13 protein-coding genes are annotated in these 14,158 nt (G+C 61.7%); 9 read left to right on the plus strand and 4 right to left on the minus strand.

What is annotated here, in order from left to right:
* Window positions 1–18: 18 nt before the first annotated feature.
* The 6 genes from AC1DYQ_RS11190 to AC1DYQ_RS11215 all read left to right on the plus strand — a co-directional run bounded on the left by AC1DYQ_RS11190 (window position 19) and on the right by AC1DYQ_RS11215 (window position 6,633).
* Window positions 19–372 carry an FKBP-type peptidyl-prolyl cis-trans isomerase gene (locus AC1DYQ_RS11190; RefSeq protein WP_457278836.1) on the plus strand — a complete coding sequence of 118 codons (354 nt, stop codon included), beginning with the start codon at window positions 19–21 and terminating at the stop codon, window positions 370–372.
* 103 nt (window positions 373–475) lie between these two features.
* Window positions 476–1,672, plus strand: coding sequence for a nicotinate phosphoribosyltransferase (gene pncB, locus AC1DYQ_RS11195; RefSeq protein ID WP_477686853.1), 1,197 nt, complete (start codon window positions 476–478; stop codon window positions 1,670–1,672).
* A 36-nt stretch (window positions 1,673–1,708) separates the two neighbouring features.
* Window positions 1,709–3,013: a citrate transporter gene (locus AC1DYQ_RS11200; RefSeq protein WP_477686854.1), complete on the plus strand. Its 1,305-nt coding sequence runs from the start codon at window positions 1,709–1,711 to the stop codon at window positions 3,011–3,013.
* The gene (locus tag AC1DYQ_RS11205) at window positions 3,010–3,996 is read left to right on the plus strand and encodes a 2-hydroxyacid dehydrogenase (RefSeq protein ID WP_477686855.1); all 987 of its coding nucleotides are present in this window, start codon (window positions 3,010–3,012) and stop codon (window positions 3,994–3,996) included. The genes AC1DYQ_RS11200 and AC1DYQ_RS11205 overlap by 4 nt, the downstream gene beginning before the upstream one ends.
* Window positions 3,997–4,032: 36 nt before the next feature.
* Window positions 4,033–5,388 (plus strand): DNA recombination protein RmuC, encoded by a 1,356-nt coding sequence (locus AC1DYQ_RS11210; protein ID WP_477686920.1) that lies wholly within the window; start codon window positions 4,033–4,035, stop codon window positions 5,386–5,388.
* A 24-nt stretch (window positions 5,389–5,412) separates the two neighbouring features.
* Window positions 5,413–6,633 (plus strand): MFS transporter, encoded by a 1,221-nt coding sequence (locus tag AC1DYQ_RS11215; protein ID WP_477686856.1) that lies wholly within the window; start codon window positions 5,413–5,415, stop codon window positions 6,631–6,633.
* On the opposite strand, the gene AC1DYQ_RS11220 is transcribed toward AC1DYQ_RS11215, so the two are convergent.
* The 3 genes from AC1DYQ_RS11220 to earP all read right to left on the minus strand — a co-directional run bounded on the left by AC1DYQ_RS11220 (window position 6,611) and on the right by earP (window position 9,397).
* The gene (locus tag AC1DYQ_RS11220) at window positions 6,611–7,474 is read right to left on the minus strand and encodes an LOG family protein (RefSeq protein ID WP_457278831.1); all 864 of its coding nucleotides are present in this window, start codon (window positions 7,472–7,474) and stop codon (window positions 6,611–6,613) included. The two genes, AC1DYQ_RS11215 and AC1DYQ_RS11220, sit on opposite strands and share 23 nt — an antisense overlap.
* 106 nt (window positions 7,475–7,580) lie before the next feature.
* Window positions 7,581–8,135 carry an elongation factor P gene (gene efp / locus AC1DYQ_RS11225; RefSeq protein ID WP_457278830.1) on the minus strand — a complete coding sequence of 185 codons (555 nt, stop codon included), beginning with the start codon at window positions 8,133–8,135 and terminating at the stop codon, window positions 7,581–7,583.
* Between the two features lie 116 nt (window positions 8,136–8,251).
* On the minus strand, window positions 8,252–9,397 hold the full coding sequence (gene earP / locus AC1DYQ_RS11230; RefSeq protein ID WP_477686857.1) for an elongation factor P maturation arginine rhamnosyltransferase EarP: 1,146 nt from the start codon (window positions 9,395–9,397) through the stop codon (window positions 8,252–8,254).
* A gap of 43 nt (window positions 9,398–9,440) precedes the next feature.
* Between earP and uvrC the strand changes: the two genes are divergently transcribed.
* The 3 genes from uvrC (at window position 9,441) to AC1DYQ_RS11245 (ending at window position 13,107) form a co-directional block, all read left to right on the plus strand.
* Window positions 9,441–11,435 (plus strand): excinuclease ABC subunit UvrC, encoded by a 1,995-nt coding sequence (uvrC, locus tag AC1DYQ_RS11235; RefSeq protein ID WP_477686858.1) that lies wholly within the window; start codon window positions 9,441–9,443, stop codon window positions 11,433–11,435.
* A gap of 141 nt (window positions 11,436–11,576) precedes the next feature.
* Window positions 11,577–12,143: a CDP-diacylglycerol--glycerol-3-phosphate 3-phosphatidyltransferase gene (gene pgsA, locus AC1DYQ_RS11240; protein WP_457278826.1), complete on the plus strand. Its 567-nt coding sequence runs from the start codon at window positions 11,577–11,579 to the stop codon at window positions 12,141–12,143.
* 85 nt (window positions 12,144–12,228) lie between these two features.
* Window positions 12,229–13,107, plus strand: coding sequence for a DMT family transporter (locus tag AC1DYQ_RS11245; protein WP_477686921.1), 879 nt, complete (start codon window positions 12,229–12,231; stop codon window positions 13,105–13,107).
* On the opposite strand, the gene AC1DYQ_RS11250 is transcribed toward AC1DYQ_RS11245, so the two are convergent.
* On the minus strand, window positions 13,052–14,029 hold the full coding sequence (locus tag AC1DYQ_RS11250) for a LysR family transcriptional regulator (RefSeq protein ID WP_477686859.1): 978 nt from the start codon (window positions 14,027–14,029) through the stop codon (window positions 13,052–13,054). The two genes, AC1DYQ_RS11245 and AC1DYQ_RS11250, sit on opposite strands and share 56 nt — an antisense overlap.
* Between the last annotated feature and the right edge of the window lie 129 nt (window positions 14,030–14,158).

Genomic DNA, 14,158 nt, shown 5'->3' on the forward strand with positions numbered 1-14,158 from the left:
TTTTAGAAGGACCGCATCATGAATCTCACCACCACACCTTCCGGCCTGCAATACGAAGACACCGTGCTGGGCACCGGTGCCATCGCCAAGGCGGGGCAGCATGTCAAGGTTCATTACACCGGCTGGCTCTATAACAACGGCGTCCAGGGCGCCAAGTTCGACTCCAGCAAGGACCGCGGCCAGCCTTTCGAGTTTTCCCTTGGCGCAGGGCAGGTGATCCGCGGCTGGGACGAAGGCGTGCAAGGCATGTCGGTGGGTGGTACGCGCCGCCTCGTCATTCCGGCGGAGCTGGGCTATGGTGCGCGCGGCGCCGGTGGCGTGATTCCACCGAACGCCACCTTGCTGTTTGAAGTGGATTTTCTCGGTACCTGAGCCAGCGCGAGTTGAAGAAGGCCCCGGTGCGGCATTGGCGCCGGGCCTGTTCATCTGATTAACCGCCAAGGCGCCCTGGCGCTGCGGCCCTCAAGCGTTCCCCATGATCATCACCAGCCTGCTAGACACCGACTTGTACAAGTTCACCATGATGCAGGTGGTCTTGCACCAGTTTCCGGGCGCCGAGGTGGAATACCGCTTCAAGTGCCGCAACGCCGGCGCACCGGGCATCGGTGATCTGGCACCCTATGTGACTGAGATACGCGAAGAAATCCGTGGCCTGTGCAGCTTGCGTTTCCAGGACGCCGAGCTGGCTTACCTCAAGGCCATGCGCTTCATCAAGAGCGATTTTGTCGACTTCCTCGGCATCTTCCGGCTCAATGAAAAATACGTCAGCGTCACGGCCTTGCCTTCGGGCGAGATCGACGTGTCCATCAAGGGGCCCTGGCTGCACACCATCCTCTTTGAGATTCCGGTGCTGGCCATCATCAACGAGGTCTACTTTCGCAACACGCAAAAGAAGGTGGACCTGGCCGAAGGCCGCAAGCGCCTGGAGACCAAAATTGGCGAGCTGCAGACACAGGGCCTGCGAACGCTCAAGATCGCCGATTACGGCACACGCCGCCGGTTTGGCAAAGCCTGGCACGAAGAAGTGCTGCGCACCTTGGTGACGCGCCTGGGTACGGGGGCGGGTGGCCAGTTCGCCGGCACCAGCAACGTGCTGTTTGCCATGAAGCTCGGCCTGACGCCGCTAGGCACCATGGCGCATGAATACCTGCAGGCCTGCCAGGCGCTGGGGCCGCGTCTGCGTGACAGCCAGGTCTTTGGCTTCGAGTCATGGGCCAAGGAATACCGGGGCGACCTCGGGATCGCGCTGTCGGACGTCTACGGCATGAGTGCCTTCCTGCGCGATTTCGACATGTACTTCTGCAAGCTGTTTGACGGCGCCCGCCACGACAGCGGCGACCCGTTCCAGTGGGGCGAGCGCATGCTTGCGCACTACACCAAGAACCGGGTCGACCCGCAGACCAAGACGCTGATTTTCAGCGACGGACTGACGGTACCGCGCACCATCGAGCTGTTCCAGCAGTTCAGGGGGCGTTGCCAGCTGGCCTTCGGCATCGGCACCAACCTCACCAATGATCTGGGCTACGAGCCGCTGCAGATCGTCATCAAGATGATCCGGTGCAACGGCCAACCCGTGGCCAAGCTGTCTGACACACCTTCCAAGAACATGTGCGACGACGAAAAATACCTGGCCTATTTGCGGCAGGTGTTTGAAATCGCCTCGCCTGCATAATCGACAGCCTACCTGGCTTATCTTGAAAACCCGCGCGTGACCATTGCAGGCGTTCCCATTGATTTCGTATTGTTTGGCCTGACGCTGCTCGGCGTTGCAGTGTTCCACCATCACACGCTCAAGGTGGCGTTGGCGGGCCTGGCGGTCATCACGCTTTACAAGCTCGCGCTGGGTGATTTTTCAGGCGTGCCTGGTATGGGCGGCCTGCTGCAATTGCTCGCGCACGAGTGGGTGACGCTCGGCAACTTGCTGGGCCTGTTGCTGGGCTTTGCGCTGTTGTCTGATCATTTTGAAAAAAGCGGTATCCCCGCACTGCTGCCGCGCTATCTGCCCGACGACTGGAAAGGCGGCTTTGTGATGCTGGTATTGGTCTTCGTGATCTCCAGTTTTCTTGACAATATCGCGGCGGCCATGATAGGTGGCACCATGGCATCTGCGCTGTACCGCAAGCGCATTCATATCGGCTTCCTGGCTGCCATCGTGGCCGCCAGCAACGCGGGCGGTTCGGGCAGTGTGGTGGGAGACACCACCACGACCATGATGTGGATTGCCGGGGTTTCGCCGGGCCAGGTCTTCGAGTCCTATGTCGGCGCATTGGTGGCGCTGGGCATCTTCGGCGTGATCGCTGCGCGCCAGCAGCACGCGCTGCAGCCCATCATGAAGGACGCCGCTGCTGGCGCGCATCTGCATTGGGCCCGGCTGGGCATCGTCGCCATCATTCTGCTGTCGGCAGTAGCTGCCAATGTGTATTTCAACCTGCGCGATCCGGCGGTGCTGGAGCAACTGCCGGTGATCGGCATCGCGGTATGGGTGGCTATCGCACTGACCACACCCTGGCGCCGGCCTGACTGGCGCTTGTTGCCTGACGCCGCACGCGGCAGTGTGTTTCTGCTGTCGCTGGTGCTTTGCGCTTCCATGATGCCGGTGCAGCATTTGCCGGCCGCCAGCTGGCAAACTGCTTTCGGCCTGGGTTTTGTGAGTGCGGTGTTTGACAACATTCCGCTCACGGCCCTGGCCCTGCACCAGGGCGGCTACGACTGGGGCTTTCTGGCATACGCCGTCGGCTTTGGCGGCAGCATGCTGTGGTTTGGCTCCTCCGCTGGCGTGGCCCTGTCGAATATGTACCCCGAGGCCAAGTCGGTTGGCGCCTGGATCAAGGGCGGCTGGCATGTGGCGCTGGGCTATGTGGCCGGATTTTTTGTCTTGCTGGCCGTGCTTGGCTGGCATCCTGACGCTCCCCGTGCCCGAAAGATTGCAGCGACCGCACCGGCGACGTCCGCAATGCATTCCCCCACCGGGACGGAAGTACCTGCTCCCGCATCACTTGTGAAAACACCATGACCAAACCCAAAATCCTCGTCGCACGCGCCGTATTCCCCGAAGTCATCGCCCGCCTGGAACAGTATTTCGAGGTCGAATCCAACCAGGCCGACGAGACCTGGTCCAAGGCCCAGCTCACCGAGCGCCTCAAGGGAAAGGACGGCGCCTTCACCACGGGCGGCGACAAAATCGACGCAGAGGTGCTGGCCGCCTGCCCGGGGCTCAAAATTTGCGCCAACATGGCGGTGGGCTACAACAACTTCGACATCGACGCCATGACCGCTGCCGGCGTGCTGGCCACCAATGCCCCGGATGTCCTGACCGAAACCACCGCTGATTTTGGCTTTGCACTGCTGATGGCCACGGCCCGTCGCGTGACCGAAAGCGAACATTACCTGCGCGCCGGCAAATGGACCAAATGGAGCTACGACATGTTTGCGGGCTCCGACATCCACGGCGCCACGCTGGGTATCCTGGGCATGGGTCGCATAGGGCAGGGCATTGCCAAACGCGGCGCCCATGGATTTGGCATGAAGGTGATTTACCACAACCGCTCGCGCCTGGATGCAACGCTGGAGGCAGAATGCAAAGCCAGCTACGTCGGCAAGGAAGAATTGCTCAAGACGGCCGATCACCTTGTGCTGGTACTGCCATATTCGCCTTCATCCCACCACACCATTGGCGCAGCAGAACTGGCGTTGATGAAGCCCACCGCCAACCTGATCAACATCGCGCGCGGCGGTATCGTCGACGATGCCGCACTCGCTGCGGCCTTGAAGAGCAAGCGCATCGCAGCGGCCGGGCTCGATGTGTTCGAGAGCGAGCCCAAGGTGCATCCCGACTTGTTGACCGTACCCAATGTGGTGTTGACGCCGCATATCGCCAGCGCCACCATTCCCACGCGCCTTGCCATGGCCAGCCTGGCTGCCGACAACCTGATCGCATATTTCGGCGGCAAGAAGCCGCTGACCCCGCTCAACCCCGCGGTACTGGCCGGCAAATAAGCAAGAAGAAGACAGCAAGCGGACAATGAACACATGATGGAATCCTGGCTGATGATTGCCTTGTTGGTGGCCAACCTGCTGTTGCTGGTCTGGCTGCTGCTGCGCAAGCCCGCCGAACCAGCGGATACGGGGCGCATCGAGCTGCTGGCGAACATCGCGGCAGGCCACGACAAGCTCGAGCGCGAATTGCGGCGCGAAATCGGTGACAACTCGCGCAGCAGCCGGCAGGAATTGGCGACCACCTTCGCCACCTTCCAGCAAACACTGGTGCAGCAAAGCGCCGAAGCGATCCGTACGCAGAACACGCAGATCGACGCGTTTTCGCAGCAACTCACCCTGCTGCAAAAAACGCTGTCGGATACCCTGACCACTCAGCTGCAGTCCGTCAGCGAGTCGAACGCCAGGCGCATGGGTGAGGTGCGCGAGACCCTGGAAAAACAGCTGGCGCAACTGCAGCAAACCAATTCGGCCAAGCTCGATGAGATGCGCAAGACGGTCGACGAGAAACTGCAGACGACACTGGAGACTCGCCTGGGCGAAAGTTTCAAGCAGGTGGCGGACCGGCTGGAACAGGTGCACAAGGGCCTGGGCGAAATGCAGACGCTGGCGCAAGGCGTAGGCGACCTCAAGCATTTGCTGACCAATGTGAAAACGCGCGGCATTTTCGGCGAAGCGCAACTGTCGGCGCTGCTGGAACAGGTGTTCACCGTCGACCAGTATGCGGCCCAGGTTATTACCCGCCGCGGCGGCAAGAACCCGGTCGACTTTGCCATCAAGTTGCCGGGCCGGTCTGATTCGGGTGAACCTCTGTGGCTGCCCATTGACGCGAAATTTCCGAACGAAGACTATGAGCGCCTGCTGGACGCGCAGCAGCGCGCCGATGTGCTGGGCGCGGAAATCGCAGGCAAGGCACTGGAGACGCGCATACGCCTGGAGGCCAAGTCGATCTCCGAGAAATACATAGACCCGCCTTACACCACCGATTTTGCGATTCTTTTTTTGCCGACCGAAGGCCTCTATGCCGAAGTGCTGCGCCGGCCCGGCCTGATGGAATTCCTGCAGCGCGACCACCGGGTGACGCTGGCAGGCCCGACGACCTTGCTGGCCATGCTCAATTCATTGCAAATGGGTTTTCGTACGCTGGCGCTGGAAAAACGCTCCAGCGAAGTCTGGCAGGTGCTAGGCGCGGTGAAGACAGAGTTCGGCAAGTTCGGCGACGTGCTGGCCAAGGTCAAGTCGCAAACCGAAACCGTGCTCAACACGCTGAGCAGCGCCGAGCAGCGCAGCCGTGTCATGGGCAAAGCCCTGCGCAATGTCGAAGCGCTGCCGGAAATCGATTCTGCCCGCCTGCTTCCATTGGACCCGCTTGACAAAGACCTGGACAACATTTGATGCGCACCGCATGAGCTGTGCGTCATGACACCTGAACTTGCACGCCTTATCGTGGCGCAGATTTGCCTGCACGCCTGCATGGCCGGCACGCGCATGGCGGCGCCGCTGCTGGCGCTGCGTGAGGGCTACAGCCCCGCGGCGGTGGGAGTGCTGCTTGCATTGTTTGCCCTGACGCAAGTCTTCCTGGCGCTGCCGGCCGGCCGTTTCGCCGACCGGCATGGTCTCAGGCGCCCGATACGGTATAGCGTGTTCGCTGCGGTGCTGGGAGCCGGTGCTGCGGTGGCCTTTCCGGTGTTCCCGGTGCTGTGTCTGGCGGCGCTGCTCACGGGCGGCGCCACCGGCGCGGCAGTGATTTCCCTGCAGCGCCACGTGGGCCGTGCGGCGGTCGGCGCACTGGAGTTGCGCCAGGTGTTCAGCTGGCTGGCCATCGGTCCGGCGGTGTCCAATTTCATCGGGCCTTTTTCCGCCGGCCTGCTGATCGACCATGTGGGTGCCGTGCCGGGCAGTACTTCCGGTTACCGCGCGGCGTTTTTGTTGATGGCGATCCTGCCGCTGGCCTGCTGGTTTCTCGTACGCAAGACGCGGGAGCTCCCGCCGGTGATCGCCGCCAGCGGCGGGGTGCAGCCCAAGGCCTGGGATTTGCTGCGCCAGGCCAACTTTCGTCGCCTCATGCTGGTGAACTGGTTTTTGTCGTCCTGCTGGGACGTCCATACTTTTGTGGTGCCGGTGCTGGGTTTTGAGCGCGGCATCAGTGCTTCGGTCATAGGCACCATCCTGGGATCGTTTGCGGTGGCCGCGGCTTTGATCCGCATGGTGATGCCGCTGGTGGCGGCCCATCTGCGCGAGTGGAAGGTGCTGGCGGTCTCCATGCTGGCGACAGCCGCACTGTTCGGCATCTACCCGTTGATGCATTCGGCGATCGGTATGGGCCTGTGCTCCATCCTGTTGGGCCTTGCGCTGGGCATGGTGCAACCCATGGTGATGAGCATGCTGCACCAGATCACACCGGAAGCACGCCACGGCGAAGCGCTGGGGCTGCGCCTGATGGCGATCAATGCGTCCAGCGTGGTGATGCCCATGTTGTTTGGATCCGCCGGCGCGCTGATGGGAATTGGCGGGGTCTTCTGGGTCACCGGGGCCATGGTAGGCGCGGGTTCACGCGCTGCGTGGCTGCTCAAGGACAGCATGTCTGCCCACGGCGGGCACCACCCCGAAACCGGGCCTACAGGCGGTAAAAGTCCTTGATCAGGTCCCAGGCGACCTGTGCGTCGTCCACATACTGAAAGAGCTTGAGGTCGTTGGGCGATATCACGCCTTCTTCCACCAGCATGTCGGTGTTGAGCAGGCGCTTCCAGTAGCTGCTGCCAAAAAGGATGATGGGCACCGGCTTGGCCTTGCGGGTCTGCACCAGCGTGATGACTTCAAACAGTTCGTCGAGCGTGCCGAAACCACCCGGAAACACCACAAGCGCCTTGGCACGCATCATGAAGTGCATCTTGCGCAGCGCGAAGTAATGGAACTTGAATGACAGCTCGGGCGGCACATAAGGGTTGGCCGCTTCTTCCATGGGCAGGGCAATCGCCAGGCCCACACTGAGCCCGCCGGCCTCGTGCGCGCCCCGGTTCGCCGCCTGCATGATGCCCGGGCCGCCGCCGGTGCAGATGAAGAGCTTGGTCTCGGGCGGTTTTGTCTCGCTGTACTGCGCCACCAGCTTGCCAAAGGCGCGGGCTTTTTCGTAATAGTGGGCATTGCGGGCCAGTTTGCGCGCGCGGTCTATGGTTTCGGCGTCACCTCCTGCTTCGGCTTCGGCCACCATGGTGACCGAATCTTCCTCGCTGCGAAACCTGGCGCTGCCGAAAACGACCACGGTATTTTCAATGCCATGGGCCTGCTGTTCCAAGTCGGGTTTAAGCAGTTCCAGCTGGAAGCGGATCCCGCGTGTTTCACGCCGCAGCAAAAACTCCGGGTCGGCAAATGCCAGCCGCGAGGCGTCGGCTTCCAGCGGTGTGCCTTCCCGTGCGTGGGCCTGCAGTTCGGCCCAGGCGTTGGCCAGGCGGCTGACGGATAAGTCTTGTTTTTGTTCCATGAGCTTATTGTGAACGATCAGGCGGGGCGGCTGCTTTTCGGGAACTGGGGCCCGCACAAGCAAAAAAAGGCTCCGTGAGGAGCCTTTTGAGGGAGCAGAAGCGGGTTTACACGCGCTTGCGGTATTCACCGGTGCGGGTGTCAATTTCAACCAGGTCGCCCTGGGCCACAAAAATCGGCACGCCGATTTCAAAGCCGGTAGCGAGCTTGGCGGGTTTCAGAACCTTGCCGGAGGTATCGCCCTTGACGGCGGGTTCAGTCCAGGTGATTTCGCGCTGAACGCTGGTGGGCAGTTCGACCGAGATCGCCTTGCCGTCGTAGAACACCACTTCCAGTTCCATACCGTCCTGCAGGTAGTTGAGCGAATCGCCCATGTTTTCCGCTTCGACTTCGTACTGGTTGTACTCGGAGTCCATGCAGACATACAGCGGATCGGCGAAGTAAGAGTAGGTGCAATCCTTTTTGTCCAGAATGACCTGATCAATCTTGTCGTCGGCCTTGAACACGACTTCGGTGTTGAAGTTGGCGACCAGGCTTTTGAGCTTCATCCGCACGGTGGCGGAATTGCGCCCGCCGCGGCTGTATTCGGTCTTGAGCACCACCATCGGGTCTTTGCCGTTCATGATGACGTTGCCGGCGCGGATTTCTTGAGCGATTTTCATAGCAGTTTCACTGAGTAGGCCGCTAAACGCATGCACCGGTGTGCAGGTTCCGCGGCGGGTTGTGCAGGACGCCAAAGTCTGGTCGACCTTCAGGCTGTTCTGCAAAGCCTATGATTTTAACGTTTTTTTGTCACGAAACCGAGCAGCCGGGTGCCCAGGTCGTCCTGGGCCATCAGGCGGGAGCGGGCCGTCTGGGCTGTTGCTTGCCAGGCCGGCAGGTCAATGGGGAAGGGCGCCGGGCCGCCGGCGGTGGGTGGAGGCGCTGTTTTGCCGTTCCAGGCGGTGTGAAAAGCCCGCAGGGAGGGCGGCGCCTGGAGCATGTCCAGGAAGGCCTGCAGTTTGGCCAGGTGGGCGTTGTCATGCTGCGGATAGATGTGCCAGACGAAAGGCTTGCCTGCCCAAAGCGCCCGCACCACCGAGTCCTCGCCGCGCACGAAGTTCAGGTCCGAGGCCCAGAGCAGGTGGTCAAACCCGGTTTGCGTCAGCAGGGGGAGGTATGAAATTGATAGCTGCTTGCGCCCGCCCTTATTGGGTTGCAGCCGATTCTTATCATCATACAGGGCACGAACGGCGTTGGCGGCACGCCCCGCGGCCACCAGCAGATGCACCGGTTTTCCTTGCAAGCCGTGTTCCGTAAATTGCGCCAGCAGGCCTTCGAGCGCGGGGGGCTCATAGCAAAACAGGGACACCAGGGTTTCGCCACCCCAGTGGATTCCGTGGGTTTTCAGCCAGCCGGCGCGGTCAAAGCCTGCCTGCCTGTCCTGCAGGCCTGACTCACGCAGCAGCCCGCCGGTATCAGCCGTGAAGCCCGGGTAGAAAAACCACTTGGTCCAGCCGGCAGCCGGTCCGCCTTGTACCGGCGAAGGCATGGCGTGGGAGCGCCCCACGTAGTCCTCGGCAGACAGGTATTCGAGATTGATCCATACAGGTTTTTGACCTCGAGCCCAATGCTGTCGGGCGCAAGTAGCTATGAAATCAGGAGCAACTTCACAGCCGAAGGCCTCAACCAGCACATCGCAGGGTTGCCCGGCGAGGTCGGCGGCGTCCAGGTCCAGGGGCTGTTCACCGGATGGCCACGGAAATACCTGCACGCCATCACGGCCCCCGGGGGCCATCCATGCCAGCGCGGACGCGTCATCCACCCAGAGCCGCACTGTATGCCCGCGCGAGGCCAGGTCGGCGGCCAGGCGCCAGCAAACACCAATGTCCCCGAAGTTGTCGATGACTTTGCAAAAAATGTCCCACTGCAGGCTGCGATTCATGAAAGGATTGTCCACAATACGGCCAGTTGCACCATTTCAGCCCATGACCAAAGCCCACGAATTTGACCCCCAACTGCTCAGCGAAGTTGCCGCGCTGCCCGCCTTGCCCGGCGTGTACCGCTACTTCGATGCGGAAGGCGGCGTGCTGTATGTCGGCAAGGCGCGCAACCTGAAGAAGCGGGTCTCCAACTACTTCCAGAAGAACCACGGCGGCACGCGCATCGGCCATATGGTGACCAGGATCGCCCGCATGGAAACCACGGTGGTGCGCTCGGAAGCTGAAGCGCTGCTGCTCGAAAACAACCTGATCAAGACGCTGAACCCGAAATTCAACATCCTGTTCCGGGACGACAAGAGCTACCCCTACCTCAAATTGACAGGTGCGCGCCCAGCCGAAGAAGGTGCTTCGCCCACGGCTGCGGTGTTCCCGCGCATTGCCTACTACCGCGGCGCAGTCGAGAAAAAGCACCGCTACTTCGGCCCATACCCCAGCGCCTGGGCGGTGAAGGACACCATCTTGCTGCTGCAAAAGGTGTTCCGGCTTCGGACCTGCGAAGACACGGTGTTCAACAATCGCACACGGCCCTGCCTGCTGTACCAGATCAAGCGCTGCTCCGCACCCTGTGTGGGCCATGTGTCACCCGAGCAGTACGCGCTGGACACTGCCAATGCCGAGCGCTTTTTGCAAGGCCAGGCCCAGGACATCCTCACCGAGCTTGAGAGAAAAATGCTGGTGCATGCCGACAAGCTGGAGTTTGAGCAGGCTGCGGAATTGCGCAACCAGATGTCGGCGCTGTCCAAGGTGCTGCACCAGCAGTCCATGGAAATCGGCGGCGACAAGGACGTCGACATCCTGGCGGTGAAAGTGCAGGGCGGCAAGGCCTGCGTCAATCTGGCCATGGTGCGTGGCGGCCGCCACCTGGGTGACAGGGCGTACTTTCCGAGCCATGTGGAAAACGCGACCGATGCCTCCGCGCTGGATGCCGAGATCGATGCGGACGCCAGGCTGGCCGCGCAAGCCGGGGCGGCCGGTGAAAGTGCTGCGCCGGTGCCTGCGCCCGTACCTGTGGGCAAGTCCCTGGAGGCCCTGGTGCTGGAAGCCTTCATTGCGCAGCATTACATTGACGTACCCGTTCCACCCACCCTGGTGTGCAGCGAGCCGGTGGACAAGGAATTGATGGAGGCGTTGACCGCGCAGACCGGGATCAAGGTCACGGCCCTTCACCAGCCGCGCGAGCAGCGCCGCATCTGGCTGGAAATGGCACAGAAGAACGCCGGCCTGCAGCTGGCCCGGTTGCTGGCCGAACAGGGCTCCCAGCAGGCGCGTACGCGCGCGCTGGCCGAGGCGCTTGATTTGCCGCTCGACAACCTCGATACGCTGCGCATCGAATGTTTTGACATCTCGCACACGGCCGGTGAGTCGACACAGGCCTCCTGTGTCGTGTTCCAGGAGCACAAGATGGTCAACAGCGAATACCGCCGCTACAACATCGAAGGCATCACGCCAGGCGACGACTACGCCGCCATGCGGCAGGTGCTGATGCGCCGCTATACCCGGCTGGCTGAAGCCGCACGCAATGGGGAGGCCAAACTGCCCGACCTGGTGCTGGTCGACGGCGGCAAGGGGCAAGTGTCGATGGCACGTGAGGTGTTCGGGGAACTGGGCCTGGACCTGGGCCTGATTGCCGGCGTTGAAAAAGGGGAGGGCCGCAAGGTTGGCCTCGAAGAGCTCGTGTTTGCGGACGGCCGTGACAAGGTCTATTTAGGGCGGGATTCAGCCGCGTTGATGCTGATCGCACAGATCCGCGACGAAGCCCACCGTTTCGCCATCACGGGCATGCGGGCCAAGCGCGCCAAGGTGCGGGTGGGCGGCAGCAAGCTTGAGGACATTGCCGGCATTGGCCCCAAGCGGCGCGCCAGCTTGTTGCAGCGCTTCGGCGGCATTCGCGGCATCGCCTCGGCCAGCGCGGAAGACATTGCCACGGTGGATGGCATTTCGAAGGACCTGGCCGAAGAAATCTACCGCGCCCTGCATTGAGGCAGCATCGGTTGCGTGCCCTTTTTTCGGCAGCAGTGCTTTGAAATTTGCTCAGATGTATTTGTGCAACGGAACGCACTGTTTTGGCGTGCTTTGCACCGCTATCCGGCACCACCGCACGGCTCATGCCAAAATCGGGGCATGTTTCTGACCATCCCTACGTTGATGACCTGGACCCGCATCGTTGCGATTCCGCTGATCGTGGGGGTGTTCTACCTGAACCTGGCGCCCACGGAGCGCAACCTGATTGCCACCGTGATGTTCGTCGTGTTTGCCGCAACCGACTGGCTGGACGGCTTTCTGGCGCGCAAGCTGAACCAGACTTCTTCCTTCGGCGCCTTCCTCGATCCGGTGGCCGACAAGTTCCTGGTCTGCGCTTCTTTGCTGGTGCTGGTGCACCTGCAGCGTGCCGACGTGTTCGTGGCGCTCATCATCATCGGCCGCGAGATTGCCATCTCGGCGCTGCGCGAGTGGATGGCCCTGATTGGCGCGACCAAAAGCGTGGCCGTGCACATGCTCGGCAAGGTCAAGACCACGGTGCAGATGATTGCCATCCCTTTCCTGCTGTTCGACGGCGTGCTGTTCGGCGTGATCAACACGCACGTATGGGGCACCTGGTTGATCTGGATCTCCGCCATCCTGACGGTCTGGTCCATGATTTATTACCTGAAAAAAGCCATCCCGGAAATCCGCGCGCGCGCCAAGTAGTCCTGCCCTTGGTGTTGCCGTTCTAAGGCTTCTGTCCTTGAGTTCTTCCTCTTCTTCATCCTCTTCCGATGCGCTGATCCGGGCCATGCCCGCCGTGTTTGTGCTGATCTGGAGCACCGGCTTTATCGTCGCCAAATATGGCTTGCCGTATGCGCCGCCGCTGACTTTCCTGGCGATCCGTTATTTCCTGTCGATTGTTTGCTTCCTTGTCTGGATCGTGCTGGCCCGGGCCGCGTGGCCGCAAGGCCGGGCGCAATGGCTGCATCTGGCCATGGCCGGCGTGTTGATGCATGCCGGTTATCTGGGTGGCGTCTGGATTGCCGTGAAGTCGGGCATGGGTTCGGGCTTGACGGCACTCATTGTCGGACTTCAGCCAGTGTTGACGGCGCTCTGGGTTTCGTGGGTTGCCTCGCCCGAGACAAACGGCGGCGAGGCCAAGGTCACTTCACGTCAGTGGACCGGTCTGGCGCTGGGGCTGGGCGGGCTGTTGCTGGTGGTTTCGCGCAAATTCGGCACGGGCCATGAAGTGACGGCGCTGACGCTGGCCTGCACGGTCTTTGCGTTGTTCAGCATCACTGCGGGAACGCTTTACCAGAAACGTTTTGTCAAACCTGCCGATGTGCGCAGTGCCAATGCCATTCAGCTGGCAGCCGCTTTCGTGGTGACCCTGCCGCTTGCGCTGTTTGAAACTGAAGCGATCACGTGGAACCACCAGGTTCTGGGCGCCATGGCGTGGTCGGTGCTGGTGCTCACGCTGGGAGGAAGCTCCCTGCTTTACCTTTTGATCCAGCGTGGCGCAGCTACAGCCGTGACCAGCCTGCTGTACCTGGTTCCGCCAACGACCGCCCTGATGGCATGGTTGTTGTTTGACGAACCCATTACGCTCAGCACGATTGCCGGCACCGCGCTCACAGCGTTGGGCGTGAGCCTCGTGGTGCGGGCCGCGAAGCCGGCGGCAGGGTAGTTTTCCAGGGCGCTTCCTGAAACTGTGCGACCAGGTGGTCAATCAGCAGGCGAATACGGCGTGGCTGGTCGGTGCGGTAGGGGGCCAGCCAGTGGATGTCGGCATCGGGCATTGAATAGGCCGGTAAAACGCGCACGAGCCGGCCCGATGCGATGTGCGGCGCAATATCCCAAAGGCTGCGCAGCATGATGCCGCGGCCTTCCATGCACCAGTCGCGTACCAGCTCCCCTGAATTGCTGGCCAGCGGGCCGTGCACGCGAACGCGCACCGCGGTCTTCTCGCGTTCCCTGTGCAGCGGCCAGACATCAAAACGCTGTCCCGGGGCATTGCCGTTTTCGCGCACGATCAGGCAGGCATGGTCCTGCAAGGCCTCCAGGCTGGCGGGTGAACCGTGTTGTTTGATGTAACGGGGCGAGGCCACCATGATGCGCTGGTTGCGCGCAAGACGGCGTGACACCCACTGGGCCGCCTGCCGACCCTGTACCGACCAGAGCCAGATGGCGCCGTCGTAACCCTCCAGCGCGAGGTCGGGCAAATGCTCGGTGAGCTCCAGCTGTATCTCGACACGCGGATAACGCTCCTGGAATTCCGCCAGCGCAGGTCCCAGCCACAGGCGGCCGAACCCAAAAGTAGCAGCAAGCCGGATCAACCCCGTGGGCTCCGCTTTTCGCTCCTGCAACTCCGCCTCAAGCGCCTGGAAGCCCTGCAGGAGGATGATGGCCCGTTCGCAGACTGTTTCACCCTCGGCGGTGGGGCTGACGCGGCGGGTGGTGCGCTGGAACAGTCGTTGGCCCAGCCTGGCCTCCAGCGCGGCAAGCCGCTTGGTTACGACCGGCGGCGCTACATCCAGGCTTTGCGCTGCGGCCGCCAGGCTCCCGTGGTCGCGAACGGCAAGCACCAGTTCAAGGTCGCTGCGTTCCATTATTAATTCCTTTTTGGAAATAATTGATTGCCTGATTATTGCTTGTATTGGATGCGACTGTTCTACAAAATCGGGTCAGGATCTAAAAAACGTTCAAGGCACCGGGGAATTGCTCGACCGAAGACGAAC

It is taken from the genome of Polaromonas sp. P1_F4 (genome assembly GCF_056405675.1).

Bases quoted from the DNA above. Each gene is read 5' to 3' on its own strand.
- AC1DYQ_RS11190 (WP_457278836.1), top strand. From the start codon at position 19: ATGAATCTCACCACCACACCTTCCGGCCTGCAATACGAAGACACCGTG.
- AC1DYQ_RS11245 (WP_477686921.1), top strand. From the start codon at position 12,229: ATGCCCGCCGTGTTTGTGCTGATCTGGAGCACCGGCTTTATCGTCGCC.
- AC1DYQ_RS11205 (WP_477686855.1), top strand. From the start codon at position 3,010: ATGACCAAACCCAAAATCCTCGTCGCACGCGCCGTATTCCCCGAAGTC.
- AC1DYQ_RS11215 (WP_477686856.1), top strand. From the start codon at position 5,413: ATGACACCTGAACTTGCACGCCTTATCGTGGCGCAGATTTGCCTGCAC.
- uvrC (WP_477686858.1), top strand. From the start codon at position 9,441: ATGACCAAAGCCCACGAATTTGACCCCCAACTGCTCAGCGAAGTTGCC.
- AC1DYQ_RS11210 (WP_477686920.1), top strand. From the start codon at position 4,033: ATGGAATCCTGGCTGATGATTGCCTTGTTGGTGGCCAACCTGCTGTTG.
- pncB (WP_477686853.1), top strand. From the start codon at position 476: ATGATCATCACCAGCCTGCTAGACACCGACTTGTACAAGTTCACCATG.
- efp (WP_457278830.1), bottom strand. From the start codon at position 8,135: ATGAAAATCGCTCAAGAAATCCGCGCCGGCAACGTCATCATGAACGGC.
- pgsA (WP_457278826.1), top strand. From the start codon at position 11,577: ATGTTTCTGACCATCCCTACGTTGATGACCTGGACCCGCATCGTTGCG.
- AC1DYQ_RS11250 (WP_477686859.1), bottom strand. From the start codon at position 14,029: ATGGAACGCAGCGACCTTGAACTGGTGCTTGCCGTTCGCGACCACGGG.
- earP (WP_477686857.1), bottom strand. From the start codon at position 9,397: ATGAATCGCAGCCTGCAGTGGGACATTTTTTGCAAAGTCATCGACAAC.
- AC1DYQ_RS11220 (WP_457278831.1), bottom strand. From the start codon at position 7,474: ATGGAACAAAAACAAGACTTATCCGTCAGCCGCCTGGCCAACGCCTGG.